The organism is Bacillus sp. EU55, assembly GCF_038005925.1.
Taxonomy (GTDB): domain Bacteria; phylum Bacillota; class Bacilli; order Bacillales; family Bacillaceae; genus Bacillus; species Bacillus velezensis.
On the sequence record NZ_JBBOUE010000001.1, the window covers coordinates 3,839,929 to 3,865,562 of the forward strand.

Annotated in this window: 31 protein-coding genes; 8 read left to right on the top strand and 23 right to left on the bottom strand. The window is 46.2% G+C overall.

Annotated elements, in window-relative coordinates; translation table 11 throughout:
- The first annotated feature begins 17 nt into the window (after window positions 1–17).
- Complete coding sequence (locus NYE50_RS19585) at window positions 18–368, top strand: P-II family nitrogen regulator (protein ID WP_014419080.1); 351 nt, start codon at window positions 18–20, stop codon at window positions 366–368.
- 52 nt (window positions 369–420) lie between these two features.
- On the opposite strand, the gene ftsW is transcribed toward NYE50_RS19585, so the two are convergent.
- Window positions 421–1,575, bottom strand: a complete 1,155-nt coding sequence (ftsW, locus tag NYE50_RS19590; protein ID WP_015418402.1) for a putative lipid II flippase FtsW — start codon at window positions 1,573–1,575, stop codon at window positions 421–423.
- Between the two features lie 164 nt (window positions 1,576–1,739).
- On the opposite strand from ftsW, the gene NYE50_RS19595 reads away from it, so the two are divergent.
- Window positions 1,740–2,315 (top strand): undecaprenyl-diphosphatase, encoded by a 576-nt coding sequence (locus tag NYE50_RS19595; protein ID WP_159353533.1) that lies wholly within the window; start codon window positions 1,740–1,742, stop codon window positions 2,313–2,315.
- An 18-nt stretch (window positions 2,316–2,333) separates the two neighbouring features.
- On the opposite strand, the gene NYE50_RS19600 is transcribed toward NYE50_RS19595, so the two are convergent.
- A complete protein-coding gene (locus tag NYE50_RS19600; RefSeq protein WP_015418403.1) occupies window positions 2,334–2,756 on the bottom strand; it encodes a VanZ family protein in 423 nt (140 codons plus the stop codon).
- A gap of 91 nt (window positions 2,757–2,847) precedes the next feature.
- Complete coding sequence (locus NYE50_RS19605; protein WP_022553911.1) at window positions 2,848–3,717, bottom strand: M23 family metallopeptidase; 870 nt, start codon at window positions 3,715–3,717, stop codon at window positions 2,848–2,850.
- A 138-nt stretch (window positions 3,718–3,855) separates the two neighbouring features.
- On the opposite strand from NYE50_RS19605, the gene NYE50_RS19610 reads away from it, so the two are divergent.
- Together NYE50_RS19610 and NYE50_RS19615 are read left to right on the top strand one after the other, a co-directional pair.
- Window positions 3,856–4,347 (top strand): GNAT family N-acetyltransferase, encoded by a 492-nt coding sequence (locus NYE50_RS19610; RefSeq protein WP_089072492.1) that lies wholly within the window; start codon window positions 3,856–3,858, stop codon window positions 4,345–4,347.
- Complete coding sequence (locus tag NYE50_RS19615) at window positions 4,344–4,793, top strand: DUF5362 family protein (protein WP_007407573.1); 450 nt, start codon at window positions 4,344–4,346, stop codon at window positions 4,791–4,793. The genes NYE50_RS19610 and NYE50_RS19615 overlap by 4 nt, the downstream gene beginning before the upstream one ends.
- 31 nt (window positions 4,794–4,824) lie before the next feature.
- Here the strand turns inward: NYE50_RS19615 and NYE50_RS19620 are convergent, their stop codons facing one another.
- Complete coding sequence (locus NYE50_RS19620) at window positions 4,825–5,262, bottom strand: DUF5392 family protein (RefSeq protein WP_159353534.1); 438 nt, start codon at window positions 5,260–5,262, stop codon at window positions 4,825–4,827.
- A gap of 220 nt (window positions 5,263–5,482) precedes the next feature.
- Between NYE50_RS19620 and cls the strand changes: the two genes are divergently transcribed.
- From cls to xynA, 3 genes are all read left to right on the top strand, one after another.
- Complete coding sequence (gene cls / locus NYE50_RS19625) at window positions 5,483–6,931, top strand: cardiolipin synthase (RefSeq protein ID WP_003151210.1); 1,449 nt, start codon at window positions 5,483–5,485, stop codon at window positions 6,929–6,931.
- Window positions 6,932–7,066: 135 nt separating this feature from the next.
- A complete protein-coding gene (locus tag NYE50_RS19630; protein ID WP_022553912.1) occupies window positions 7,067–7,453 on the top strand; it encodes a DUF5362 family protein in 387 nt (128 codons plus the stop codon).
- 442 nt (window positions 7,454–7,895) lie between these two features.
- Window positions 7,896–8,537, top strand: a complete 642-nt coding sequence (xynA, locus tag NYE50_RS19635; protein WP_007407578.1) for an endo-1,4-beta-xylanase XynA — start codon at window positions 7,896–7,898, stop codon at window positions 8,535–8,537.
- 330 nt (window positions 8,538–8,867) lie between these two features.
- On the opposite strand, the gene NYE50_RS19640 is transcribed toward xynA, so the two are convergent.
- The 16 genes from NYE50_RS19640 to NYE50_RS19715 all read right to left on the bottom strand — a co-directional run bounded on the left by NYE50_RS19640 (window position 8,868) and on the right by NYE50_RS19715 (window position 22,153).
- Window positions 8,868–9,272: an Rrf2 family transcriptional regulator gene (locus NYE50_RS19640; RefSeq protein WP_014419089.1), complete on the bottom strand. Its 405-nt coding sequence runs from the start codon at window positions 9,270–9,272 to the stop codon at window positions 8,868–8,870.
- Between the two features lie 141 nt (window positions 9,273–9,413).
- Window positions 9,414–11,123, bottom strand: coding sequence for an urease subunit alpha (gene ureC, locus NYE50_RS19645; protein WP_115941132.1), 1,710 nt, complete (start codon window positions 11,121–11,123; stop codon window positions 9,414–9,416).
- A complete protein-coding gene (gene ureB, locus NYE50_RS19650) occupies window positions 11,120–11,494 on the bottom strand; it encodes an urease subunit beta (RefSeq protein ID WP_061861619.1) in 375 nt (124 codons plus the stop codon). The genes ureC and ureB overlap by 4 nt, the downstream gene beginning before the upstream one ends.
- A complete protein-coding gene (ureA, locus tag NYE50_RS19655; RefSeq protein ID WP_003151198.1) occupies window positions 11,491–11,808 on the bottom strand; it encodes an urease subunit gamma in 318 nt (105 codons plus the stop codon). The genes ureB and ureA overlap by 4 nt, the downstream gene beginning before the upstream one ends.
- 353 nt (window positions 11,809–12,161) lie before the next feature.
- A complete protein-coding gene (locus tag NYE50_RS19660; RefSeq protein ID WP_032863869.1) occupies window positions 12,162–12,350 on the bottom strand; it encodes a CsbD family protein in 189 nt (62 codons plus the stop codon).
- Between the two features lie 74 nt (window positions 12,351–12,424).
- A complete protein-coding gene (locus NYE50_RS19665) occupies window positions 12,425–12,904 on the bottom strand; it encodes a hypothetical protein (protein ID WP_007407583.1) in 480 nt (159 codons plus the stop codon).
- A gap of 121 nt (window positions 12,905–13,025) precedes the next feature.
- Window positions 13,026–14,156: a response regulator aspartate phosphatase gene (locus NYE50_RS19670; protein ID WP_017418744.1), complete on the bottom strand. Its 1,131-nt coding sequence runs from the start codon at window positions 14,154–14,156 to the stop codon at window positions 13,026–13,028.
- A 190-nt stretch (window positions 14,157–14,346) separates the two neighbouring features.
- Window positions 14,347–15,372 (bottom strand): GTP 3',8-cyclase MoaA, encoded by a 1,026-nt coding sequence (gene moaA, locus NYE50_RS19675; RefSeq protein ID WP_172869783.1) that lies wholly within the window; start codon window positions 15,370–15,372, stop codon window positions 14,347–14,349.
- Window positions 15,373–15,389: 17 nt separating this feature from the next.
- The gene (fdhD, locus tag NYE50_RS19680; protein WP_007407586.1) at window positions 15,390–16,178 is read right to left on the bottom strand and encodes a formate dehydrogenase accessory sulfurtransferase FdhD; all 789 of its coding nucleotides are present in this window, start codon (window positions 16,176–16,178) and stop codon (window positions 15,390–15,392) included.
- Window positions 16,179–16,272: 94 nt separating this feature from the next.
- Entirely contained in the window at window positions 16,273–16,437 is a 165-nt protein-coding gene (locus NYE50_RS19685; protein WP_007407587.1) for a hypothetical protein, read from the bottom strand.
- Between the two features lie 86 nt (window positions 16,438–16,523).
- The gene (locus NYE50_RS19690; RefSeq protein ID WP_015240755.1) at window positions 16,524–17,204 is read right to left on the bottom strand and encodes a VWA domain-containing protein; all 681 of its coding nucleotides are present in this window, start codon (window positions 17,202–17,204) and stop codon (window positions 16,524–16,526) included.
- 309 nt (window positions 17,205–17,513) lie between these two features.
- Window positions 17,514–18,200 (bottom strand): VWA domain-containing protein, encoded by a 687-nt coding sequence (locus tag NYE50_RS19695; RefSeq protein WP_007407590.1) that lies wholly within the window; start codon window positions 18,198–18,200, stop codon window positions 17,514–17,516.
- A gap of 265 nt (window positions 18,201–18,465) precedes the next feature.
- A complete protein-coding gene (gene spoIID, locus NYE50_RS19700) occupies window positions 18,466–19,497 on the bottom strand; it encodes a stage II sporulation protein D (protein ID WP_159353535.1) in 1,032 nt (343 codons plus the stop codon).
- 199 nt (window positions 19,498–19,696) lie between these two features.
- Window positions 19,697–21,007 (bottom strand): UDP-N-acetylglucosamine 1-carboxyvinyltransferase, encoded by a 1,311-nt coding sequence (gene murA / locus NYE50_RS19705; RefSeq protein ID WP_159353536.1) that lies wholly within the window; start codon window positions 21,005–21,007, stop codon window positions 19,697–19,699.
- Window positions 21,008–21,040: 33 nt separating this feature from the next.
- Window positions 21,041–21,781, bottom strand: a complete 741-nt coding sequence (locus tag NYE50_RS19710) for a YwmB family TATA-box binding protein (RefSeq protein ID WP_032875952.1) — start codon at window positions 21,779–21,781, stop codon at window positions 21,041–21,043.
- A gap of 141 nt (window positions 21,782–21,922) precedes the next feature.
- Window positions 21,923–22,153 carry a DUF1146 family protein gene (locus NYE50_RS19715; RefSeq protein WP_007614366.1) on the bottom strand — a complete coding sequence of 77 codons (231 nt, stop codon included), beginning with the start codon at window positions 22,151–22,153 and terminating at the stop codon, window positions 21,923–21,925.
- 172 nt (window positions 22,154–22,325) lie between these two features.
- On the opposite strand from NYE50_RS19715, the gene NYE50_RS19720 reads away from it, so the two are divergent.
- A complete protein-coding gene (locus NYE50_RS19720; protein WP_014419098.1) occupies window positions 22,326–22,796 on the top strand; it encodes a hypothetical protein in 471 nt (156 codons plus the stop codon).
- Window positions 22,797–22,840: 44 nt separating this feature from the next.
- On the opposite strand, the gene NYE50_RS19725 is transcribed toward NYE50_RS19720, so the two are convergent.
- Genes NYE50_RS19725 through atpG form a run of 3 tightly spaced genes read right to left on the bottom strand, consistent with a single transcriptional unit; the run spans window position 22,841 to window position 25,573 of the window.
- Window positions 22,841–23,239 carry a F0F1 ATP synthase subunit epsilon gene (locus NYE50_RS19725; protein WP_013353907.1) on the bottom strand — a complete coding sequence of 133 codons (399 nt, stop codon included), beginning with the start codon at window positions 23,237–23,239 and terminating at the stop codon, window positions 22,841–22,843.
- 23 nt (window positions 23,240–23,262) lie between these two features.
- Window positions 23,263–24,684, bottom strand: coding sequence for a F0F1 ATP synthase subunit beta (atpD, locus tag NYE50_RS19730; protein WP_016937646.1), 1,422 nt, complete (start codon window positions 24,682–24,684; stop codon window positions 23,263–23,265).
- Between the two features lie 25 nt (window positions 24,685–24,709).
- Window positions 24,710–25,573 carry an ATP synthase F1 subunit gamma gene (atpG, locus tag NYE50_RS19735; RefSeq protein WP_003151172.1) on the bottom strand — a complete coding sequence of 288 codons (864 nt, stop codon included), beginning with the start codon at window positions 25,571–25,573 and terminating at the stop codon, window positions 24,710–24,712.
- Between the last annotated feature and the right edge of the window lie 61 nt (window positions 25,574–25,634).

Consider the following 25,634-nt stretch of genomic DNA (forward strand, 5'->3'; position numbering starts at 1 on the left):
AGTGAGGAGTGGCTTAGATGAGCGGTCAAATGTTCAAGGTAGAAATCGTTACGCGTCCGGCTAAGTTTGAAACATTGAAACAGGAACTCGGTAAAATCGGAGTCACATCGCTGACCTTCTCCAACGTACACGGCTGCGGCCTTCAAAAAGCCCACACCGAACTGTACCGCGGAGTCAAAATTGAAAGCAATGTGTATGAACGGCTGAAAGTGGAAATCGTTGTCAGCAAGGTTCCCGTTGATCAAGTCGTGGAAACAGCGAAAAAAGTGCTGAAAACGGGAGAGCCCGGCGACGGAAAAATATTCGTCTATGAAATCGGAAACACGATTAATATCCGCACCGGAGAAGAAGGACCAGAAGCTTTATAAACAGATAGAACGCCCGGAAACAGAAATGTCCCGGGCGTTTTTTCTGGCTTCATTAAAAAGAAGAAACCTTTTTTTCATGCGGGACAGGCCGCTTATGCCGTACGGGTTGTTTTTTCGCATATGTACTGATATTGACCAGTATGCCGCACAAAAACAGCGTCATAATCAATGAAGAACCGCCGTAGCTGATAAACGGAAGCGGCACACCCGTAACCGGGAGGAGTCCGCTCATCGCTCCCAAATTCAATACAACCTGAAACATTAATTGAAACGTAATTCCGATGGCAAGAAGCTTCCCGAACGGGTCATCAGCCCGCACGGCCGTTTTTACGCCGAGAAGCATTAACGCAAAATATAATCCCAAAACGATCAGAACACCGAATATCCCCAGCTCTTCGCTGATCACGGCCATAATGAAATCGGTATGCGCCTCAGGCAGATAGTTCATTTTTTCAACACTGTTTCCAAGCCCTCTTCCGAAAAACCCGCCTCCGGAAATAGCAAAATAGGATTGAATCAGCTGATAGCCGTCCCCGTTCGCGTCACCAAACGGATTGGTAAAGGAAACGAGGCGCTTCACACGATAGGAAGCGGAAAATGCGAGATAAACAACCCCCGACACTGCCGTCGCGCCGAGCACGAACAGATGGCGTTTTTTCAAGCCGGCACATAATAAAATCGACCCGCACGCCGCCAGGATTAAGGAAGCCGTCCCTAAATCAGGCTCCGCCAATGTCAGCAGAAAAGCGGTCCCCAAAATCACTAAAGGCGGCAGAACCCCTTTCACAAATTGATGAATGTACGGCTGCTTTTTCGTATAAATCGAAGCGAAATACAAAATCATGGCGATCTTCGCCAATTCAGACGGCTGTACGACAAGCGGGCCCGCTCCCAGCCACCTGCGGGAAAAATTCCGCTCCAGCCCGATTCCCGGTATCAATACGAGCAGCAGCAATACCAGCGAACCGACCACAAACAGCGGTACAAGCCGCGCATACCGCTTATACGGCAGACAGGCGGCAAATAGAAATAAGCATAATCCGATCAGTAAAGAGGTACTTTGTTTGTGGAAGAAATAGGATGGATCTCCGTACCGCTGAGACCCCATCACATCACTGGCGCTGTACACCATTAACAAGCCGAATCCGCAAAGCAGCATAATGACAAACACAAGCGGCAGATCGGCATTTTTCAAACGTTTCAGCAACGGACAAAACTCCTTCGGCTATTCTTTTCCCGCATACTTGACGCACAGTAATACAGTCACGTTTCATTCTGTTTACTTTTTTATGATTATTTTTAATACCAATTGTGTCTCATAGAAAAAAGCATTACACTGTTCATATAAAATAAAGATAAAAGGTGATATTTGTGAATTACGAACTGTTTAAAGCGATCAATGGTTTGTCGCACCATAGCGCCATTCTCGACTCTATCATGGTATTTATAACGGAATACGCCATTTACGCCTACGCCCTTTTCCTGCTTGCCATGTGGCTGTTCGGAAGCACAAAAGGCAGACAAAACGCCCTGTACGCGGGCTTCACGGGTGTTGCGGCGCTTATCGTCAACTACCTCATCACGAAGATCTATATCGAGCCGCGCCCCTTTGTCGAGCATACGGTTCATACACTGATCCCTCATGCCGCGGATGCTTCATTTCCGAGTGACCATACGACAGGCGCTTTGGCGATTTCAATTGCGATTCTGTTCCGCAACAAAAAACTCGGCTGGCCGCTTGTGATTTTCGGCCTTTTGACCGGCTTCTCAAGAATTTGGGTCGGCCACCATTATCCGATCGATGTGCTCGGAAGCATTATCGTTTCCCTCATTGTCGGATTCCTGCTGTTCAGATTTTCAAATGTGCTTCGTCCGATTGTCGATCTGATCGTGCGAATCTATGAAAGTATCGTTCATAAAAGCAAATCGACAAACCATAATATATAAAAAAAAAGCCGGCGTCTGTCACAGACTGCCGGTTTTTGTATGTTTGGCTGTATGCTTTTTCCTTTGTAAAGCACAGAATGCGGCAATGCCGAGACTGTCAATCAGCACATCGCGGAGGCATCCGTTTCTGCCGAAAAAGAGCTGGACGATTTCTGTTAGGAAAGCGGCGGCCAATGCATACAGCACCGCCCTCTTCATGCGCCTGCGCTCTCTGAAAAACAAATAGGCGAGCACAAAAAATGAAAACGCGTGCCCGAGCTTTTGAATCGCCGCTTCCGGTATGGCGAGCTCCGCCATATCGAACACAAAGAAACCGGACACATCCGGATGGGGCGTGAAACGGAAGGACACCGTCTGCGACACAACCATATCGTGAAAGCTTTCAGTCAAAGCAGAAACGAAAACAAAGACGAGCCACCCGGCCGCCAGACATTTATTCATTCAGCATCTCCTTCGTTTTCTACTAGTATAAAGGCACATGCGGCAATATGAAAAGCGCCTATCAGAGCTGATAGGCGCTTTGGGATCAAGATTACTTGCCCGAATCTTTCATTGAGCCGTCATCTTTACCATCTGTCTTGTCTTTTGTGCCGTCCTCTTTGTCACCCGGTTTTTCTTCGGTTTCTTTTTTAGGCGTCACATCTTTTTTCTCGGAAGACTGCTGAATTGACCCTTCCGTTTCTTCTGTCAAAGCGTTTTTCTCTTCAGCCGCCGCTTTTTCAATAGATGTTACCGGCTTGTCCATAAAATTGAGCGGGTTCATCGCTACGCCGTCCTTGCGGATTTCAAAGTGCACGTGATTTCCGCTTTCTTCACTGTAAAGGTTTTTTCCGGATTTACCGATGACCTGGTTCTGCTTTACTTTGTCGCCCTGATCGACGCTGACTTCAGATAAAGACTGATAGACAGTAGACAGGCCGTCTGAGTGTTCAATTTCAACCACATGCCCCAGTACCGGGTCTTTAGCAGCTTTAACAACCGTACCGCTCAGAGAAGCAGAAACATCAAATGATTTTCCGTCTTTCTCAGCTAAGTCAATTCCTTTACTGAGGCTGTACGTGTTATTATAGTTAACAAGTGCTGCTTCTTTCTCTTTTTTTGCGGCATCAGTTTCATAAAACTTTTTCACAACAGAAACATTTTCAGAATGAGCAGCCGGCATTGCGACGTTTTCCATTGACTTGCCTACTTCGACGGCATCGTCTTTGCCGCTGTCATACGCGGAGTTTCCGCCGTTGTTCGTCAGATTGTCCTTCACATCATTCGAAACGGATTGATACCAAAGGACAGCTGTTAAAATGACGGCCGCACTGACTAAGTAGATTGCAGGGAATATCCAGCGTTTGCGAAAAAACCGCTGAAGTTTTTTGACTTGAGAAGTTTTCTTTTCTTCCTCTCTCATTTGTTCATCACCTCAGCAACATTCTGAACACTTTTCTGAAAATATATACACATCCATAAAAAACTTTTTTGGAAATAGTATGTGCAGATTGCACTTATTTATGTAATGAAATGTGAAGGGAGATCCCGGAATATGAATTTGACCCTGCGCAAAGCCGTATTGGAGGATTTAGATGCGGTGGTGGCCATTTACAACTCGACGATTGCCTCACGGATGGTAACGGCTGATACGGAAGAAGTGACGCCCGAAGACCGGATGGATTGGTTTCTGCGGCACACGGACCGGCGCCCGCTGATGGTCGCGGAAGATGAAACCGGCAAAGTGGCGGCCTGGATCAGCTTTGAAACGTTTTACGGCCGTCCGGCCTATGACAAAACGGCGGAGATCAGCATCTATCTGCATCAGGATTGCCGCGGCAAAGGAGCAGGAAGCTTTCTGCTGAAAGAAGCCCTGGCACTCGCTCCGGCAATCGGCATCCGCAGCCTGATGGCTTTTATCTTCGGACATAATGTGCCGAGCATTAAGCTGTTTGAAAAATTCGGTTTTACCGAATGGGGCGTATTCCCGGGTATCGCCGAAATGGACGGAAAACGATATGACTTGAACATTTTAGGGAGAGAACTGTCATGATCACCATCGATAAAGACAAAGACGAAAACCAGCCGCTCAATAAAAAAGCCCGTTCCCTTGCCGACATCGCCAAATGGGGAAAGATCACCGCCGTGTTTCTGATCATCACAGGCTCTCTTTCCGCTCTGTCAGCCATTGTGACGCTGCTCGGAGCCATTCCGGGGGTTCTGCTCATCATTTCCGGCGTCATGCTGATGCGCTCGGCAAAAGCGGCGGCCGCCCTTCAGGAAGGACTAGAAGAAAACGCGGAAGAAAATATGCTTGCACATTACGCGTCATTTATCAAAATGCAGTTTTTTTACGCGGCTTCCAGTGTGGTATTGGGCATTCTCGCTTTTATTTTAGTCGTCATTTTCGCTGTCATCGGAATTATCGCTTATCACAGCACTGATACGTATGACACGCCTGATTCATATTACTATGAGAACGACCCTGTGTTTGAATGACAAAAAGAGCTGATCGCGCGTCAGCTCTTTTTTAATAAAGCATTTCTTTTTTCCGGTCTTCTTCCGTTAAAAATTCAATAAAGCTCTTCATCGCAGACGGCTCCTCGGCAATCAGCCGGGTATAGGCGCTTTTCCGTTCCTCGGACAGAATATCGCTTTTTCTGATTCTGTTCAGCATATAAAGGCGGATCGTTTTTTGCACCTGTTTCCGCTGATAGCCGGCTTCCTTAAAAAACGCAAGACCCAGAGCCGCAAGGAGGGCAAAAATGCCGGCCGATACGAAAGCTCCTCTCCCGGAAGGGGCCTGAATCAAAAGCGATGCCAGATGAAACAGACTAAAAGCGGCGAGCGGGAAAGCAAGAAAACGGTAAATGATGCTTTTTTTCATCAGCGGCGCGATGGCGATTTGTATTTTCTGAATTTCTTTTTTTATGAATCCCGGCAATTGTTCCGCATGCTCCAGCTTCATGCCCTCTCCCCTTTGCTGTCATTTTTGTCTTCTTTTTCATATATGCATATTTTACCGCACCCGGAACTTTCTTTGAAAGAAAACTGCATTCATCTTTGATTCCGGCTCTTTATTCTTTCAAAATGTCAATGTTATAATTTGAAATGGGAATCAGATTGCTGCACTTGTCGGAATACTAATGGGCACAGTCTTGATAAATATGATATAGCGGGGTTGCAAAGTGAGCATTTCATTTATTTTATTCGGATTTTTTTTCGTTTTAAATATACTTTTGGCCGTCATCATGATTTTTAAAGAAAGACGCGATGCCAGCGCTTCATGGGCTTGGCTCTTGGTTCTTTTTTTTATTCCCATTTTAGGGTTTATTTTATACCTGTTATTCGGCCATAACCTGAGACGCAAGCATCTGTTTCAATGGGAAGACCGTAAAAAAATCGGGATAGAAAAGCTGCTGAAGTTTCAGCTGAAAGATCTGAAGTCGAGGCAATTCCAATTTAACAACCGAGCGACTGTGGATAATAAAGACCTCATCTATATGCTTGTTATGAACAACCACGCAGTCTTTACAGAGGATAATTCGGTGGAGATTTTGACGGACGGGCGCGATAAGTTCAAACGCTTAATGAAGGACATTTCCAACGCAAAAGATCACATTCACCTTCAATACTATATTTATAAAGGTGATGAACTGGGAAAAAAATTGCGCGATGCCTTAGTAAAAAAAGCACGGGAAGGCGTAAAAGTCAGAGTGTTATATGATGAACTCGGTTCAAGATCACTCAGAAAAAAATTCTTCAAACCGCTGCGGGACGCCGGCGGCCATGTGGAAGTCTTTTTTCCTTCCAGGCTTCGTCCGATTAATTTGCGGCTCAATTATCGGAATCACCGCAAGCTCGTCATCATTGACGGCGAAACCGGCTATGTCGGCGGCTTTAACGTCGGAGATGAATATCTCGGCCTGAATCCGAAATTCGGCTACTGGCGCGATACGCACCTCAGGCTTCAAGGCACGGCGGTACACGCCATTCAGACACGGTTTATCCTCGATTGGAACCAAGCCTCCCATCATCATACGCTCACATACGTTCCGAATCATTTTCCGGAATGCGAGCCGAAGGGCAATGTCGGGATGCAGATTGTCACGAGCGGACCGGACTCAGAATGGGAACAAATTAAAAACGGCTATATCAAGATGATCTCAACGGCCAAACGGTCGATCCTGATTCAGACGCCTTACTTTATTCCTGACTCAAGTCTTTTAGATGCCCTCAGGATCGCCTGTCTGTCAGGCATCGACGTCAAAATCATGATTCCGAACAAGCCGGATCACGCTTTCGTTTACTGGGCGACTTTATCTTACATCGGCGATCTTTTGAAAGCCGGAGCCTCAGTCTACATTTACGATAACGGCTTTATTCATGCAAAAACGATTGTCGTCGATGATGAGACGGCTTCCGTCGGTACGGCGAATATCGACGTCAGAAGCTTCAGACTTAATTTTGAAGTCAACGCCTTTATTTATGACGTCACCATCGCGAAAAAACTCATTTCCTCATTTAAAGAAGATCTGCTCGTCTCCAGAAAATATACGTATGAAGAATATCAGGAGCGTTCGCTGCGGATCCGCATTAAAGAATCGATTTCAAGACTTCTGTCGCCGATTTTGTAATTCCCGGGGTGTTTCTCGGGAATTTTCTGATATAAAAACGGACACGGCACGAAAAAACACATTTTATATTCAAAAGAATGACCGAATAGTGTATAAATGAAAAGTGAGTATTTTTTTGTAAAGGAGTGCCATAGTTTGAAACCTGAATCAGTGAATCGTTCGCTTATTTCTATTTCGAAGTGGGGAAAAGCGACAGGTATTTTATTTATTATTATAGGCGCGTTTGCGGCGCTTTCGGGCGCGTTTTTCTTTTTAATCGGAGCCATTCCCGGCGTTTTGCAGATCATTGCCGGCATTTTTCTGATGCGCTCGGCAAATGAAGCGGGACAGATGGCGGAGCAGTTCAATGAACTGACAGAGGAACATATGCTGGAGAATTATGCAAAGTTCGTGAAAATGCAGGGGATCTACCTGATTGTGACGGTCGGCTTGTCCGTTCTCGGCATCGTTCTTTTCGTTATCCTCATGACGCTCGGCATCGTGGACGACGCGTTTAATAATATTGATGCCAATACATATTAAAAAGAAAATCCCGGCGCATCCGCCCGGGATTTTTTCTTATTCCGCTTCTTCGGTAACGGTAAAGTTTTTCTGCTTTGGATTTTCCAATAACGCTGTCTGCAGATATTTTTTCGGACATTCCGGCTTCAGCTCAAAAAAGTTTTTTCAAATAAAACTTTTCCTCAGAGTTTCAACTGAAATCACTCAATTGTTCGACTGTTCCTGATCAGGTTTAGAAGCAAGAATTGTGATTCTGCAAAATAAGGATAAAAGCCATGGCGGAACAAGACCGCTTATAATACATTTTTTGGGTCTTTGTAATTAAATTACAATTGTTCTTAATATTCACTCATGTATTCATGCTATTATATTGAAAGGAACGATCAAAAGCGTTGGCGTTCGTTAAATATTTACGAGTGCTGCCTCATGTCAAAGTCAGAAAAAATAGTATAGGAGGTAACATATGTTTAAGTTTAAAAAGAAATTCTTAGTTGGATTAACGGCAGCTTTCATGAGTATCAGCATGTTTTCGGCAACCGCCTCTGCAGCCGGCACAGATTACTGGCAAAATTGGACTGATGGGGGCGGAACAGTCAACGCAGTCAATGGATCTGGCGGGAATTACAGTGTTAATTGGTCTAATACCGGAAATTTCGTTGTTGGTAAAGGCTGGACTACAGGCTCGCCATTTAGAACAATAAACTATAATGCCGGAGTCTGGGCGCCGAATGGCAATGGATATTTGACTTTATATGGCTGGACGAGAGCACCTCTCATCGAATATTATGTAGTGGATTCATGGGGTACTTACAGACCTACCGGAACGTATAAAGGTACTGTAAAGAGTGATGGAGGTACATATGACATATATACAACGACACGTTATAACGCACCTTCCATTGATGGCGATAACACTACTTTTACGCAGTACTGGAGTGTTCGCCAGTCGAAGAGACCGACCGGAAGCAACGCTGCAATCACTTTCAGCAATCATGTTAACGCATGGAAGAGCCATGGAATGAATCTGGGCAGTAATTGGGCTTATCAAGTCTTAGCGACAGAAGGATATAAAAGCAGCGGAAGTTCTAATGTAACAGTGTGGTAACAGCTCATCTTTAATTAGGGGCAGCTAACGGGCTGCTGATCGTTCCTAGAGACATTTTATAATGATTGTGAAGAGGCGAACGGTTTTGGCATTGCTGGAGGCAGGATATCATTTTTTGTTTAACTTGCTCACAGCTGACACCTTCACATAAGCCTTAAGCAAAATAAAAATATCCCGGTAACCGCCTCCTTTAGTTTCGGAGGATTTTTTCATTAAACAGATCGCAATCCCGCATCCAGGCTTGTCTGAATATGGAGCCAATACCGTGATTTCCTCATTACCTCTTGTAACCATTTTTGTTACACCGATAGCGGGATGAACCATCTCTTTTTAACAAAAGAGATGATTCATTACATCATAAAGGGACTTGCTCGCAAGTTCATTCTCCATTGCCCGCTGTACGCTTCCGAACGTCTCATCGAGCGCGCGCTGCATATTTTTGCCGACCGGACAGTCGGGGTTCGGATTGTCGTGAACCGCAAAAAGCTCTTCCTTATTCTGCACAGCCCTGTAAACCTCTAAGAGGGTGATCTCCGACGGATCTTTTTTCAGGCTGGCTCCCGGAACACCCGCCCGGGATGTCAGAATACCCGCTTTTTTCAGCTGGCTGATCGTTCTCCGCACGACGACGGGATTGGTGTTTACGCTGCCCGCAATCATGTCCGATGACGCCCGTTCATCCGTTGAGATCAGCGATAGAATGTGAATGGCCACAGCAAGACGGCTGTTAATCATGTTTTTCACCACCGTTGTAACCGTAATAGTTACATTTCATTTGTTTGTCAACTACTAATATACACTAAAACGGGCGGCAGGATGAAATCAAGTTGGCAATAGAGGTGTAAACAGGCCGGCGGGAAACCGGCCTGAGAGGGATTAAAATAAGAAATAACGCTGTCCGAGCGGAACATAGCTGACGGGCTGGCATGCCAGCTCTTCTCCGTCGGCGAACACCTGATAGGTTTTCGGATCGACTTGTATATTCGGCATCGCGTCATTCAGCTTCATGTCGAGCTTACTCAGCTTACGGATATTCCGTACGGGAGAAATCATTTTTTCAAGGCCGAGCTTTTCCGGCACACTGTTTGCGATACCGGCCTGGGACATAAATGTAATAGAGGTATTTCGGTTTGCTTTACCGTATGATGCGTACATCTGCCGCATAAACACGGGCTCAGGCGTCGGAATGGAAGCATTCGGATCTCCCATTTGGGCGCGGGCGATCATGCCGCCTTTGAGCACAAGTTCAGGTTTGACGCCGAAGAAAACCGGGTCCCATAGTACGAGGTCGGCGAGCTTTCCTTTTTCAACGGAACCGACTTCATGGCTCAGGCCGTGAGTGACGGCCGGGTTGATCGTGTATTTGGCGATATAGCGTTTGGCGCGCACATTGTCATTGCCGTTTTCTCCTGATAGAGCGCCGCGCTGCTTTTTCATTTTATCGGCCACCTGCCATGTCCGGATAATCACTTCTCCCACCCTGCCCATCGCCTGCGAGTCAGATGACGTCATGCTGATCGCGCCGATATCGTGCAGAATATCCTCCGCCGCAATGGTGGCCGCTCTGATGCGTGAATGACTGAACGCCACGTCTTCAGGCACTTTTGAATCTAAATGATGGCAGACCATCATCATATCAAGATGCTCGTCCATCGTGTTGACGGTATACGGAATCGTCGGCGTCGTAGAGGACGGCAGGATATTGGCGTAAGATGCGAGTTTCATAATATCCGGTGCGTGGCCTCCGCCGGCTCCCTCTATGTGATATGTATGGATAACCCGGTCGCCGATCGCATCAAGCGTATTTTCTAAAAAGCCCGCTTCATTTATCGTGTCTGTATGGATCGCCACCTGAATGTCCGCCTCATCCGCCGCTTCCATGCAAGCTTTAATGGCGCTTGGCGTTGATCCCCAATCTTCATGCAGCTTCAGGCCGATCGCGCCTGCTTCCACCTGCTCGATCAGCGGCGCTTTATCGGATGCATTCCCTTTTCCTAAGAAACCGACGTTGATCGGAAACTCCTCGGCCGCTTCCAGCATTCTCGACATGTACCATGCACCGGATGTACAAGTCGTCGCTTTACTTCCCGTCGCAGGACCCGTTCCGCCGCCGAGAAGCGTGGTCACGCCTGAAGAAAGCGCGACTTCCATCTGCTGCGGGCAGATAAAGTGGATATGCGTATCCACCCCGCCGGCCGTTACGATTTTCCCTTCGCCGGAAATGACTTCTGTTCCGGCACCGATAATCATGTGCGGGTCCACCCCATCCATAATATCCGGGTTGCCGCTTTTCCCGACGCCGACAATCCGGCCGTCCTTCACCCCGATATCCGCCTTGACGATCCCGGTATAATCCAGAATGACGGCGTTTGTAATAACCAGATCAAGCGCTCCGTCTTTCCCGGTGATACGCCCGTTCTGCCCCATGCCGTCCCGGATTGTTTTCCCTCCGCCGAAAATCATTTCTTCACCGTAATTCGTGAAATCTTTTTCGACTTCAATCCATAAATCCGTATCTCCGAGTCTGACTTTGTCTCCCGTTGTCGGTCCGAATAGTTCTGCGTATTGCTCACGTGACATTTTCATCGGATCGCCTCCTCCATCCATCCGGCTTTTTTAAGATTTGACAGAGTCTTCTCTTTTCCCCGCTCATCCATATACGTATCGGCCATGCCGTTGAGACCTCTGACCGTTTTTCGCCCTCCGATTTCCACGAGCGTGACGGTTTTCTTTTCTCCCGGTTCAAAACGGACAGATGTGCCTGACGGGATATCAAGGCGCATGCCGATTGCTTTGTCCCGATTGAAGGAAAGGGCGCCGTTGGCTTCGGCAAAATGAAAATGCGATCCTACCTGCACTGACCGCGTTCCGTTATTGGTGACTGACACCTCCAGCGTCTTCCGGCCTTCGTTAATGGTGATGGTCCCCTTTGCGACTTGAATCGCTCCCGGCTTCATGACTTCACCTCCGCTTTGATCGGCTGATGAACGGTGACAAGCTTAACCCCGTCCGGGAACGTCGCTTCCACCTGAATGCTGTCCAGCATTTCCGCAACGCCTTCCATAACGTCTTTTTCCGTCAATACATTGCGGCCGGATTCCATCAGCTCAGCAACGCTTTTTCCGTCTCTCGCGCCTTCCATCAGATAACAGGTCAAATATGCGGCGGCTTCGGGATAATTCAGCAGAACGCCGCGCGCCTTCCGCTGCTTAGCGAGCTCTCCCGCCGTAAAAATAAGCAATTTTTCTTGTTCAACCGGTGTCAGTTTCATCTGTATTCCCCCTTAGTGATAGTCAAACACAATCCGCATGGTCATACCGAAACGATGCAGGCGGCCGTCACCCCCTTCACCTCATGAAATGTTAAGTGATAAAAGTTATTCGACGGTGAACGGCCCGATTCCTTTTGCAGAAATTACCGATTTCTGATTTTTTTCTTCAACAAACGTTTAATTAAATGTGAAGAAAGGTTACATTCTATGTGAATATTATAAAGAAATTACCGGTGAATTTATAGAATATTTAAAAATTTAGTGAATATTAACCAAATGAACTGGAATTTTTGTCATTTCTCATAACAAAAAGCCCAAAATATTTTGGGCTTTTGCTGTGTTTCACTATCAAATTAATCATCACTGAGTTTATCTTTCGTTTTACCGACACCCTTTTGCAGGCTGCCTTTCGCTTTGTCTTTTTTACCTTCCGCTTTTAAGTCGGACTTGTCTGCCATGTCGCCTGCTTTGTCCTTTGCTTCCCCTTTCACTTTGTTCATGCCGCCTTTTACTTTGTCTTTTAAACCGTTATCTTGACTCATGATCTCTTCAGCTCCTTTTTTGTTATGTGTACTTGTTTTCTTCCCTTTCAGCCTGAACACAAACATGTAAACTCTCAATTATTGATTTCACAGCGTTCCCCGTAGCGGAGCACTTTGTAAACGGCCAATCCGTCTGACAGCTTATTATCCCCGTATTGCACCGGCAGAAGGGCAAAGAAAACATAATAAGTTGAAAAATAGACAAATTGGTAAAAAAATAAGTTTGGCTCGAGGACATCTTTTATGATCAGCAGATTTATTAAAAAGATAGAAGCGAGATTAAACAGACAGCCTCCGGAATAGACGAGCGCGCTCGTCAGGCGGTTATCTATCCGCAATTCGCCGAACTTGCAGAAAGAATCTATGAAGTAGATACGCCGAACCTGAATCGGCCCTACTTTTAAAAGACGTTTCCCCATTCCGATATCCAATGATGCCTTGCCTCCGAACAGCATGGCCATAAAGCTGTGTCCCGACACATGGATGACAGACACCATCGGCAGAATGATGAGAAATGATACGAAAAACTTTATCATATCATTGAATCCGAACAACAAATCCCTCCTTCCCCTTGTACTTTTTTCTCTCTTTTGCGATTTTTCCGTTTTTTTCTATGGTCAAACGTTATGATGTGCATAAAAAAATAACCATCTGCTGATCAGATGGTTAAGAAAATTATATATCGTATAAACACTGTTCTTTTTGAATGTTTTCTCTCATGCGAATCGCTTTTTCATAAAAATACGCCGCTTCTTTATATTGCCCATGTCCGCTTGTGTAAATGGCGGCCTCCAAGGCGAAATCTTCAATATACACATACAGCGATTTTTCATTCATATAGTCAAACACTTCATGGATTAAATCCATATTGAGTGACTCCAAATAAAGCGCTTGTAAAAACTTATACTTCTCTAAACTGAATCGGTCGCCCCGTTCTTTCGCGATCATGACCCCTCTTTCATAATAGGTAAGGGCCGCTTGGTCATCATGCAGCCTGAAAAGGGTGTGCGTTAAGCTGAACAGTGCCTTCGGAAGCTGTTCAAGCTGATGCTCTTCAAAAACGGGAACCGCTTTTCTAAAGTACCGGGCCGCTTCATCCAGATCGCGCTTTTCAGAATAACAATTCCCCAGATTGTAAAGCGAAGACCCGATCAGGCGGGGCTGTCCTTCAAGCAAAGAAAGGCGGAGGGCTTCGTCTAAATGCTCAAGCGCTTTGTCGTAGTTTTTGCAGTCGATGTAGTTTCCTGAGATGACGAAATGGCATTGAATTCTCCGCACTCTGTAGAAATCGTGTTTCATATACGTATCCAGCGCCTGAATCCCGTGATTCATGGAAAAATGAGTCTGCTTCATGACATAAAACACTTCAGACATCTTGAAATGGAATTCCGCCCTCTCTATATCATCCTCGACAAATGAAAGGAGTTTTTCCGCTTTCCGGTAAAAAGAAATAGCCGCAACATAGTTATTGTGATCGAATTCATACATCCCTCTGAACAAATGGAAATAATACTCAGACAGTCCCGATATGCTGTCCGTGCTTTCGATCGTCTTTTGCAGCTCGCTGTACTGAATCTGTGATTGTTCGGTGCATTCCGGCTTGACGTAATCAAGCATAATATGATGGCGGTAGCTGATCAGCTGATAATATAACAGCAGCAGCTGGTCTTCCTCCATACGTTGTATATCCTCATCAATTTCCTCTTTCAGCTTTATGGCATCAGCCGCTTGAAACGCTAAAATGTGCTTGTACCATTTGTTGATCTTAACTCCAACTTGAGATGACGGAATCTCGTATGCGGTCATGCCCCTTTCACAACCTTTTCTAATTTCTATTGGTTATATTTTAACATATTGTATGGCTTTGGAATTGCATAACTTGATTGTCCTGCATCAAAATTCCTATCATATATTTCGGCTGTCACCGGTATTTTTTGAACAGACCGCTCTCATATTGTGAATAAAAAAGCCTGCCCTTGTCCGGGCAAGCTTTTCTTCATCCGCCTATATAAGACATTTCCACTTTCTTTTTCCCATCCGTTTTAGAAAGCGTGCGGTCAATTGAATACTGATCCGTGCGATTTCTCCAGACAGAAGCGATGGATTCCGTCAATTCGTCATCGGTCAGACCGCCGCGCACGAGCTTCCGAACATCATAGCCGCTTGACGCAAACAGGCACGTAAACAGCTCGCCTCTCGCCGACAGGCGCGCTCTGTTGCAGGAGGCGCAGAATGCATCCGAGACGGAGGAAATTACGCCGATTTCGCCGGAACCGTCAAGATAGCGGAACCTGGAAGCGACCTCTCCTTTATAATTCGCTTCTATCGGCTCCGTCGGCATGTGCTGGTTGATCAGATCAATAATCTCGGCCTTCGTGATCACGTCTTTTTTATTCCATTGATTCGTATTGCCTACATCCATAAATTCAATAAACCGGAGAATATGACCCTTTTCTTTAAAATAGCGGGCCATCGGCAGGATATCTTTTTCATTGACGCCCTTTTGAACAACCATGTTGATTTTCACACCGAGTCCGGCCGCTTTTGCCGCCTCAATGCCCTCAAGCACCTTGTTCACCGAAACCCCGCGGCCGTTAATGGCCTTAAACCGCTCATCCTCTAAAGAATCGAGGCTGACTGTCACGCGATGCAGCCCCGCCTGCTTCAGTTTTTCCGCATACACGGGAAGAAGAGAGCCGTTTGTCGTCATCGCGATATCTTTAAGTCCGGGGATGCGCGCAAGTTTTTTGATCAATTCAGGCATATCTTTTCTCATGAGCGGCTCTCCGCCCGTCAGCCTGATTTTTTCAACGCCGAAGCGGCCGACAAACAGCTTCGCAAGCCGCTCAAGCTCCTCGAAGGAGAGCAATTCCGTCTTTTGTAAAAATGGATAATCCGGTCCGAATAATTCGGCTGGCATACAGTACGTGCATCTGAAGTTGCAGCGGTCGGTTACAGAGATACGAAGATCCCTGAGCGGCCTTTCCCTTTTGTCTGTCACCCGGCGCGTTTCTGTATTCATAAGCCCAAGACCCCTTTCTATTGTTCAACCCGTTCAGGATGTGTGTATACGTTAAATGATCCGTTTCTGACAAAACCTATCGCGGTTATGTTCAGCTCTTCCGCCATTTGCAGCGCGAGCTCCGTCGGCGCCGATTTTGAAATGACAATCGACACGCCGATTTTTGCGGCTTTTAATAAAACCTCTGAGGAAATCCGGCCGCTGAAGACGATCAGCTTGTCACGGACCGGCATTCCGTTTTTCAAACAGCAGCCGTACAGCTTATCCAGCGCGTTGTGGCGCCCGATGTCCGTCCTCATGAAGAGCAGCTTTTCCGTATCGCACAGCGCTGCATTATGGACGCCGCCCGTTTCCTGGAAGGTGCCGCTTCCTCTTTGCATCTCCTTCATCAGGCGAAGGCACGTCTCAGGAGTTATGGTGATACGGCTGACGGCGGTTTTGGCCGTTTTCACATCCTGCTGAAAGTAAAAATGGCGGCCTTTCCCGCAGCATGAACCGATGACCCTCTTCGTATAGTCTTTTTGCTCAAGCACTCCGGGATTCGTCAGTTCAACATATGCAAACCCGAGACTTTCATCTATAGTAAAGCTTTTGATTTCTTTTTCAAAACGAATGACGCCTTCTGATGCGAGAAATCCGATGACGAGTTCCTCTAAATGGTCAGGCGTGCAGACGAGCGTAACAAATTCCTGCCCGTTCACCATGACGGTCAGCGGATACTCTGAAACCATCCGATCTGCCGTCTTTGTTAATACCCCTTTTTCATAGCGGTATATGTCTCTTACCGCTGTTGTTTTTTCATCCACTGTTTTCCCCTCCGCAGTATCCTTCTCTTTTATTCTTCCACAATCCCTGTATTTTGTCGAATTTGCGGTTTAAAAAAAGAGCCCTCTTCGGACTCTATGTTTCATTGCGATGATGTCTGCTCAGAATGGTGAATAAAATAACTGCGGCGATAATGGCCAATATACTGACGAATATGAAGGCGGCAAGCTTCAGAAAAATTCCCATCAGAACAAAAACGACTGCCGCCAGCACTAATATAATGCCTGCTCCTTTTAACAACAGCGTTCATCTCCTTTTATCCGTATCATTCCCGCGGTTTTTGTTTTCTAAACAAAAAAGACGCCGCGCGGGCGTCCTTTTTTAACCTATTCTTTTGCTAAATCCTTTGCAGCGTCTTCCCAAGCCTGTTTGAACTCGTCCGCGCTGTCAGCTGAGACATATGTGCCGCCTCCCGCTTCCGCCGCTTTTTCAAGGCTTTCGCTTCCTTTCATGCCGAAGTTGAAGCCGATGATATTGACGATCGTGTTGACGTTCGCTTTACGGAGCTTTTGAATTTCGGCCTGAGGATTACCGCCGCATGTTTCTTCACCGTCTGTGATCAGATATACGACGTTTTTCCCCGCGGCGCCGGCCCGCTCAAATTCTTCACGCGTATCAGAAAGCGCTTTCGCAATCGGTGTCCAGCCGGTCGGTTTAATCTTGCTGAGTGATTGCTCAAATGGAGTCACGGCGTACGGCTGAAGGCCGTATAACGTTTCTGTCGCATTACATGATACGGCTTTGCCTGAGTTTTTATTATTCCCCTTATGTCCGAATACCCGAAGCATCAGATTCGTGTCTTCAGGAAGAACTTCCGCAAAAGAAGTGACAGACTCTTTCGCAACATCTATTTTACGCTCTCCCCCTGTTTTTTGTATCATGCTTCCGCTTGCATCAAACAGCACGGCAACGTTTGTTTCTTCGTGCTTTTTCTCAGCTGCAAAAACAGGTGATCCGAGTGAAAGCGTCAAAAGTCCGACAATCCCCGCAGTGAACATTTTTTTCATTTCCTTCATTCCTCTCCGTTTGTTTTTGGCCGATGGGCCCCCGGCTCTTCTCTATGCTAGATGACGAGTATGCAAAAAGATATAGGGCGGGATTCCTTTTGTATAAGCGGCTGTACGCCGTTAAAAATGAACAGAATTATGCGCATCATCCTAAAAAGATTGCATAAATGATGACAGATTTAATGCCTTTTTCGCCCTTTTTGTAATATAAGTCCGGAATCTGATTCTTTTTACAGTTTTCTCTTCATCTTTTCTTGAAATTTTTGTTAAATAAAAATAAAAAAAAGGGCCGATAAACGGCACCTTTTCTTATTCCGCTAATGAACTCGCTGCCATTGTAAAGATGCGGTTCATATCCTTTTGGCTGTGAGCTTCGTAATATTTTCCTCCGCCCGCTTTGGCAATCTCGTGAAGCTGGCCGTTGAAGCCTTCCTTAAAGTCAAAGCCGATCACGTTGACTTTAATATGCTGTTTGCGGAGTTCTTTCGCTGTCTTAACAGGATCTCCTCCGCATGTCTCCTCGCCGTCCGTCAACAGGAAAACGGATTTACTGCCAAGTTTGTGCAAACCGGTAAAGGAAGCCTTCGCATCCTCTAATGCTTTTGCAATCGGTGTCCAGCCCGTAGGCCCGATTCCGTTAAGAGAGTTAAGGAAGCTCTGTCTGTCAAACCTTTGGAATCCGTACACACCGCGAATGGATTCACAAGATTGAACCTTTCCGGAGTTTTTATTATTGCCTTCCGAACCGAAAACCGTCATTCTGACCTGTGATTTAGATTTAATTTGATCCGCAAAACGGACAATTTCTTCTTTTGCCATGTTGTATTTAGAAACACCGTCAATCCGTTTTGCCATACTGCCGCTCGCATCAAGTAAAATGGCGGTATTGTTTTTAAATGAAAGAGTCTTCTCGTTTGCATTCTCGGCAGCAAAAGCAGGAGATGCAGCAGTCAGCATCAATCCGAGCATGAGTATGAGTGAAAATGTTTTTTTCATTGCTTTTTCCCCTTTTCAATAGATTTACGTTCAACGCCGAACAATATTTATCGTAAATGAGATGAAAAGGGAAATAAATAGGACGGCGTTCCTCATTATTTTTGCGTATATTCACATAGAAGCGGCATTTTTATCAGTGATTTACACCCGGCGCTCAGCCTTCAATCGACATTTGTCAGCCTTTAGGCTTTCGTTATATGAGTCTGTTGGTTGCTTTACCGTTTATGGAATAGTTTTCAAAAAAAACAGACGCTCATGAAAGCGTCTATTTTTTCGCCATATATTTGTTTAAAAATGAATCTGCTTCGGAAATGTCCACTCCCTGATAATAATGCTTGACGATGTCTGCCACGGATTTCCCCTGCTGCGCCATGTAATTGGCCCCGTACTGGCTCATGCCGACGCCGTGGCCGAATCCTTTTGTCGTAATGGTGATGCTGCCGCCGTTTCGTTTCCATTCAAAGTCGGCAGAACGGAGTCCGAGTTTTTCCCGGATGTCTCTTCCCTTCAGCTTTTTACCGTTGATGAAGGCCGTCGCCACTTGATGGCCCGGCGTTCTGGCTGTAATCTGTCCCACTGTGTTTTGTCCCGAGAGCTGTACGCCGAGCTTTTGCTGAAACTCCGGCACACTGAAGGTCTGGGTGGCGAGATATTTCGGCGATTGCTTATCCCACGGACTTTTCACGCTTTTTAAATAAGGAATGGCGCTTGTCCAATAGGCTTCCGCATTTTCCGTATACCCGTTGCTCGTAGAGAAGAAAGATGCCTCAATCGGCTTGTTGTCGTACGTTAAAATCTTTCCTTGCGTGCCGGCGACCGCGTTTGTGATTTTCTTGAGGTTGTGTGCGTACTTAGAACCCCATTCTTTTTTCAGCTGGCTTTTGCTTTGATAGACTTGGAACATTTGCGTATCATCCACCAGTGATCCTTTCGGCGCCTGAACGGCTGAGTCAGCGACCATCAGTCTGACGATGAATGTCCGGGCGGCGAGCGCCTGGGCTTTTAAGGCCTCCGGTTTAAAATCTGCGGGCATTTCGGAAGCCACGACACCGATCACGTACTCTTCAAGCGGAATGTTTTCTACAGAATGATTGGATGTCCGATAAACCGGAATGGATACAGGTGATTCTTTCAATGTTTCTGCTCCTTTTGTTTCTCGTGTGGTGTGTGCTGTTTTGTGTCCGGGCTCTCTGTTTACGGCTGCGCCTTTTTCTGCCTGAAACGGAAGGACGAGAATGGTGGGGACTAGAAGAATAAGTATACACAGCCCGGATAGTAGACATACAATCGGTTTCATATATCAGCTGCCTCCTGCTTGGGATTCGACTCTACTTCATCTTATGGGCAGGGACAAGCTAATATGACTTCCTTTTGGACAGAATCTTTATTCCATTTTTCACGCGAAAAACGTATTCTTTTTTGGAAATCAGAGCATAATAATGATGATAAACCATAAAAAAACAGTATGCCAGATTGACATACTGTTTTTACAGCCATTATGCGTTTAGGTCAGTTACGACTTCTTTGCTTTCTTGTTCAGCGGCCGTTTCATCAACGACACGCTCGATGTCAGCGCCGAGAGCCGCAAGTTTTTGATGGAAATTCACATAACCGCGATCCAAGTGCTTCAGTTCCGTGACGCGTGTATGACCTTCAGCCACTAATCCCGCAAGAATCAGCGCCGCGCCCGCACGCAGGTCCGTAGCGGCAACTTCTGCGCCTTGCAGCTGTACAGGACCGTTAATGATCACAGAACGTCCTTCAATTTTAATGTCGCCATTCATCCGGCGGAATTCTTCAGCATGCATAAAACGGTTTTCAAACACAGTTTCAGTAATCATGCTTGTTCCGCTCGCACGGAGAAGCAGCGCCATCATTTGCGACTGCATATCAGTCGGGAATCCTGGGTGAGGCATCGTTTTAATGTCGATCGGCTTCAGCTGGGCAGGAGCGATGACACGAAGGCCTTCTCCTTCATCCGTAATTTTGACTCCCATTTCTTCCATCTTCGCAATTAAAGACGTAAGATGCTCTGGAACCGCACCTTTGACTAATACATTTCCTTCCGTGATAGCCGCAGCCACCATGAAAGTACCCGCTTCAATACGGTCAGGAATGATGTTGTGTCTTACGCCGTGAAGTTTTTCGACACCTTCAATTTTAATGGTGCCTGTGCCGGCTCCGCGGATTTTTCCGCCCATCGCATTGATATAGTTCGCTAAGTCAACGATTTCAGGCTCTTTTGCCACGTTTTCAAGCGTTGTTGTTCCTTCAGCTAAAGCAGCTGCCATAATCAAGTTTTCTGTCGCACCCACACTTGGGAAATCTAAATAGATTTTTGCGCCCTGCAGACGGCCTTCCACTTCTGCTTCAATAAAGCCGTTGCCTACTTTGATTTTTGCACCCATTGCTTCAAAGCCTTTTAAATGCTGATCAATCGGTCTTGAGCCGATTGCGCAGCCGCCCGGAAGCGCTACTCTTGAATGACCCGTACGGGCTAACAGAGGGCCCATAACAAGCACTGACGCGCGCATTTTACGCACATATTCAAAAGGTGCTTCTGTTTCTAAAGCGTAAGAAGCGTTTACGGTAACTTCATTATTCTCAAAATGCACATCTGCTCCTAAATGACGCAACACTTCGTTGATTGTATATACATCGGAGAGCGTAGGTACATCACATATTACGCTTTTTTCTTCACTTGCTAATAAAGATGCAGCGATAACTGGTAAAACGGCATTTTTTGCTCCTTCAACTTTCACTGTGCCGTTTAACTTCTGACCGCCGCGGACGATGATTTTTTCCAAGGTATTCCCCTCCGCGTCCCTATATTCTCTATATTAATATTCAGTCGTCACGATTGGTGTGCCAACCGTAACGGTATGTTTTTCGCCCATTCCCGCACTTCTAAGCGCAACTTGCACATTCATCTTATGTTTCGATGTCATGATGTAATCTGTCCACTTATATGTAAATGCAGAAACAGAAACGAAATGAGGCTCAACTACATGTTCAACTGGACTTGCTTCAAATTCTTTCATGAGCTGTTCTGCTTTTTTTTGCAAAACAATACTCATATTATCATTTAAATGACCCTTTAGACAAGTAAAAATAAATACTTTATTTTGAAATATGTCGTGTGCCTGCCGTTCAAACTGTTCATATGTATCATTCCAGTTTTTCGGTTGCTCCGGGCTCATTTGCTCATATAATAAATACGAAGTTGGGTTCTGGTTTTTGAGGGTAGTGACGAGCTGCAGTTTAAAAGTTGTGTGATTTTTTTTGTCAGAATACGTGCCGACGGCCTTTACGATTTTATCTTCCCGCGCGGATTCCCAATGATATTGCGGATACTGCGTCTTCAGTTCTTTTACCTTGTCATCAAATTCACTCAGTGACAGGTTCAGATTTTTTTTCGCATGAAGCGTCCATTCATCTACAGTGACCTGCTGCCGCTCCATTCCTTCGGCAATCTGGGCGAGCGGAGACAGCTCACTTGCATGAATGGAATGAAATACCGCTATTAAGGCGCTTAAAAAAACAAAAAATAAGATGATGCGGCCTGCTCTTTTTTTCTTCATACCGATCTCTCCCCCTTACTCCCATTTTTGCCGGAGCCGGGGAAAGCAATACATGGAAAACTTCGTCAAAACTCGCCAAGCGGGTGAAGAAAAATTGGTGTCTCACCCAGCGATTCCCTTCATTTCAACAGACGAAACATCTTAAAATAAGTATGGAAGCTGTTTCGAATAGGTAAGATAATCTAAAAAGAAGTCAGCGACTGCCGTACCGATCGCAATGGTAAGAAGAATGATCAGCAGCCTCGCCTGCACTATTTTTCCTTTTCGGATCAGCGGATCAAAGTTGACGGCCTGAAGCGCCCACCATGTCACCGCAATGCATACCAGGTGAACCAGGATGCTGATTGCGGCCTGCTGCCCCAATACATTCACAAATCCCATCTCCTTTCACTTTTTCCGCCCCTCATATCCTCTCTTATTATATAAGAAGAAGAGAGAAAGATGATCATTTTTACATCAGAATTTTTATCCAAAATTAGGGGCAATCCCCGCTTAAATGTCCGTTCTCCGGCATGATATACTTTTTTGGAAAGGAGATGGGAATATGAATCATTCCTTTTTTCATCCGGAAAAGCAGTATGGAGAAACACTTCCCGTATTTGACCACGAGTGGGAAGCGATAGCATTCTACTATGATTATAGACAGTCTCAAACAGAGGAACTGAAAGAATTATGTCAGTTTTTCAACATTTCTCTTGATTATTCACGCGGCAGCCTGCTGGAAGTGGAAGCTCTTTACTTCCGCAGCATAAAAGAGCTGCTTTTGGCGGATTGGAACCTGCCGATTGACGAATTTGAGAAAATGCTCAGCGTGTATGTCATCGATTGCGCCATCCGACACCATGACGATGCCGAATGGGTCGTCAAACCTTATCCGTATACGGACGGCGCCTATACGACGGGTGTGCGGAGAGGAAACAAAACGTGGCACACCGACAACTGCTGCGAACATTTATATCTGCAAAAAGAAGAGGATCATCCGCTTATCGGCGTCTATGAATCTCTTATGCGTTAATATAGAAAAAGAATCCTTCTCAGACAGCCGAGAAGGATTCTTTTTTAGTTTCCTGCAACATCCAATCTGTTTACAGCCCGCTGTAACGCAAGCTCAGCCCGACGAATGTCAGTATCATCTGATCGTTTGTTCAAACGGTCTTCCGCCCGCTTTTTCGCAGCAAGGGCGCGCTCTTTATCAATGCTGTCCGCAGTTTCAGCGGCTTGTGCAAGGATAGTGACCTGATCAGGACGGACTTCTAAAAATCCGCCGCTGACAGCCGCCAAGTCGGTCTGTCCGTCTTTTTTAAGACGGACAGCGCCGATTTTAAGCGGAGCCACGGTCGGAATATGGCCCGGCAAGATACCGAGATCACCGCTCTCGGCTCTTACGCTTACCATTTCAATATCAGCATCATATACTGGGCCGTCGGGAGTAACGATATTGACTTTAACGGTCTTCATGCTTTTACCCTCCTAGGACCAGATTAAACTTCTACACCCATCTCTTTTGCATTCTCAATAACTTCTTCAATGCGTCCCACAAGACGGAATGCATCTTCCGGAAGATGGTCATATTTACCGGAAAGGATTTCTTTAAAGCCTTTAACTGTTTCTTTAACAGGCACGTAAGAACCCTTTTGTCCCGTAAACTGCTCAGCTACGTGGAAGTTTTGAGAAAGGAAGAACTGGATACGGCGTGCGCGGTGAACGACAAGCTTGTCTTCTTCACCCAATTCATCCATACCGAGAATTGCGATAATATCCTGCAGTTCTTTGTAACGCTGAAGCGTTGACTGAACTTCACGCGCCACCGCATAATGCTCTTCTCCGACAATTTCCGGAGCAAGCGCGCGGGAAGTGGAAGCCAGCGGATCAACCGCAGGGTAGATACCCATTTCAGTTAATTTACGCTCAAGGTTAGTCGTTGCATCCAAGTGAGCGAACGTCGTCGCCGGAGCCGGGTCAGTGTAGTCATCGGCAGGCACGTAGATCGCCTGGATAGATGTAACTGAACCAACGTTTGTAGACGTAATACGCTCTTGAAGCTGACCCATTTCTGTCGCAAGCGTCGGCTGATAACCAACCGCAGAAGGCATACGGCCGAGAAGCGCGGAAACCTCTGAACCCGCTTGTGTGAAACGGAAAATGTTATCGATAAAGAACAGTACGTCCTGTCCTTGTTTATCACGGAAATGTTCAGCCATTGTAAGACCAGTCAGTGCTACACGCATACGTGCGCCCGGCGGCTCGTTCATTTGTCCGAAGACCATGGCTGTTTTCTTGATAACGCCTGAATCGCTCATTTCGTAGAAAAGGTCGTTCCCTTCACGAGTACGCTCTCCTACACCGGCGAATACGGAAATACCGCCGTGCTCTTGCGCGATGTTGTTGATTAATTCCTGGATTAATACGGTTTTACCTACACCGGCACCACCGAACAATCCGATTTTACCGCCCTTGATGTAAGGAGCGAGCAGGTCAACGACCTTAATTCCCGTTTCAAGAATTTCAACCTCAGTTGAAAGCTGATCGAATGAAGGAGCTGATCTGTGGATCGGGTCCTTTTGAGCATCCGCAGGCAGCGGTTCATTTAAATCAATTTTATCTCCCAGTACGTTAAATACGCGTCCGAGAGTCACATCACCGACAGGAACGGAAATCGGCGCACCTGTATCAACAGCTTCCATTCCGCGCTGAATTCCGTCCGTAGATGCCATGGCAATTGTACGGACTGTATCATCGCCTAAATGAAGAGCAACCTCTAGCGTTAGGTCGATGCCTACTTCATTTTCGCCTGTAGCTGGCTGTGAAACTTTAATCGCATTATAAATCGCAGGCAAGTGGCCGTCCTCGAAACGTACGTCGACAACCGGTCCAAGCACCTGACTTACGCGTCCTTTCTTCATCGCTATCCCTCCTGACAAAATCTTTCTATTCTAAAGCGGCTGCACCGCCGACAATTTCGGTAATTTCTTGTGTAATCGCCGCTTGACGCGCGCGGTTATATGAAAGCGAAAGTGAATCAATGAGTTCTTTCGCATTATCAGTCGCATTTTTCATTGCTGTCATTCTCGCAGCGTGTTCACTTGCTTTACTGTCAAGAAGCGCGCCGTAAATTAAGCTTTCCGCATATTGAGGAAGCAGCACTTCGAGCACCTCTTCTTCATCCGGTTCGAACTCGTAAGAAGCCGTGCGCTTCCCGCCGCTCGTTCCGAAATCCGTTAAAGGCAGCACTTTTTTCTCCGTCACTTCCTGTGAAATCGCACTGACGAAATGGTTATACACCAAATGCAGTTCATCAAAAGCGCCGTCGATAAACATTTGAACCGTCTGACGGGTCAAATCTTTAATCTGAGCAAAAGTGACCTCGTCGCCAAGCCCCACTAACTCAGACAAAATCGGCATTTCCCGTTTTTTGAAGAAATCGCGGCCGACTCTGCCGATTGCAATCACCGTGTATTCATCTTTAGACTGATGGCGTTCTTGAATGGTGCGGTAAGCGTTTCGCAAAACCGAACTGTTAAACGCACCCGCAAGCCCGCGGTCAGACGTAATGACGAGATACGCCGTCTTTTTCACTTCTCTTGAGACAAGCATCGGGTGTTTCGCGTTTTTCGCGCCTTTTCCGACGTTAAACACAACCTCCTGGATCTTATCCATATACGGAGCAAATGACTTCGCGTTGGTTTCCGCACGGTTCAGCTTCGCAGCGGATACCATCTGCATGGCTTTTGTAATCTGGCTTGTTTTTTTCGTTGACGTGATCCTTGACTTAATATCGCGTAATGAGGCCAAAGATTTCACCACCTTTATTCTTCATTTGCGTAAAAAGAGAGAAAAAGAGAACCTTTTTCTC

What these genes read in the sequence shown, in the direction of transcription:
- ureB (WP_061861619.1), bottom strand. Translation starts at nt 11,494, where the DNA reads ATGAAGCCGGGAGCGATTCAAGTCGCAAAGGGGACCATCACCATTAAC.
- NYE50_RS19670 (WP_017418744.1), bottom strand. Translation starts at nt 14,156, where the DNA reads ATGACCGCATACGAGATTCCGTCATCTCAAGTTGGAGTTAAGATCAAC.
- spoIID (WP_159353535.1), bottom strand. Translation starts at nt 19,497, where the DNA reads ATGAAACCGATTGTATGTCTACTATCCGGGCTGTGTATACTTATTCTT.
- NYE50_RS19690 (WP_015240755.1), bottom strand. Translation starts at nt 17,204, where the DNA reads ATGAAAAAAATGTTCACTGCGGGGATTGTCGGACTTTTGACGCTTTCA.
- NYE50_RS19615 (WP_007407573.1), top strand. Translation starts at nt 4,344, where the DNA reads ATGATCACCATCGATAAAGACAAAGACGAAAACCAGCCGCTCAATAAA.
- NYE50_RS19660 (WP_032863869.1), bottom strand. Translation starts at nt 12,350, where the DNA reads ATGAGTCAAGATAACGGTTTAAAAGACAAAGTAAAAGGCGGCATGAAC.
- NYE50_RS19710 (WP_032875952.1), bottom strand. Translation starts at nt 21,781, where the DNA reads ATGAAGAAAAAAAGAGCAGGCCGCATCATCTTATTTTTTGTTTTTTTA.
- atpD (WP_016937646.1), bottom strand. Translation starts at nt 24,684, where the DNA reads ATGAAGAAAGGACGCGTAAGTCAGGTGCTTGGACCGGTTGTCGACGTA.
- NYE50_RS19720 (WP_014419098.1), top strand. Translation starts at nt 22,326, where the DNA reads ATGAATCATTCCTTTTTTCATCCGGAAAAGCAGTATGGAGAAACACTT.
- NYE50_RS19620 (WP_159353534.1), bottom strand. Translation starts at nt 5,262, where the DNA reads ATGAAGCTGGAGCATGCGGAACAATTGCCGGGATTCATAAAAAAAGAA.
- NYE50_RS19585 (WP_014419080.1), top strand. Translation starts at nt 18, where the DNA reads ATGAGCGGTCAAATGTTCAAGGTAGAAATCGTTACGCGTCCGGCTAAG.
- NYE50_RS19695 (WP_007407590.1), bottom strand. Translation starts at nt 18,200, where the DNA reads ATGAAAAAAACATTTTCACTCATACTCATGCTCGGATTGATGCTGACT.
- NYE50_RS19640 (WP_014419089.1), bottom strand. Translation starts at nt 9,272, where the DNA reads ATGATTAACAGCCGTCTTGCTGTGGCCATTCACATTCTATCGCTGATC.
- NYE50_RS19600 (WP_015418403.1), bottom strand. Translation starts at nt 2,756, where the DNA reads ATGAATAAATGTCTGGCGGCCGGGTGGCTCGTCTTTGTTTTCGTTTCT.
- xynA (WP_007407578.1), top strand. Translation starts at nt 7,896, where the DNA reads ATGTTTAAGTTTAAAAAGAAATTCTTAGTTGGATTAACGGCAGCTTTC.
- NYE50_RS19725 (WP_013353907.1), bottom strand. Translation starts at nt 23,239, where the DNA reads ATGAAGACCGTTAAAGTCAATATCGTTACTCCCGACGGCCCAGTATAT.
- NYE50_RS19605 (WP_022553911.1), bottom strand. Translation starts at nt 3,717, where the DNA reads ATGAGAGAGGAAGAAAAGAAAACTTCTCAAGTCAAAAAACTTCAGCGG.
- moaA (WP_172869783.1), bottom strand. Translation starts at nt 15,372, where the DNA reads ATGAATACAGAAACGCGCCGGGTGACAGACAAAAGGGAAAGGCCGCTC.
- ureC (WP_115941132.1), bottom strand. Translation starts at nt 11,123, where the DNA reads ATGAAAATGTCACGTGAGCAATACGCAGAACTATTCGGACCGACAACG.
- ureA (WP_003151198.1), bottom strand. Translation starts at nt 11,808, where the DNA reads ATGAAACTGACACCGGTTGAACAAGAAAAATTGCTTATTTTTACGGCG.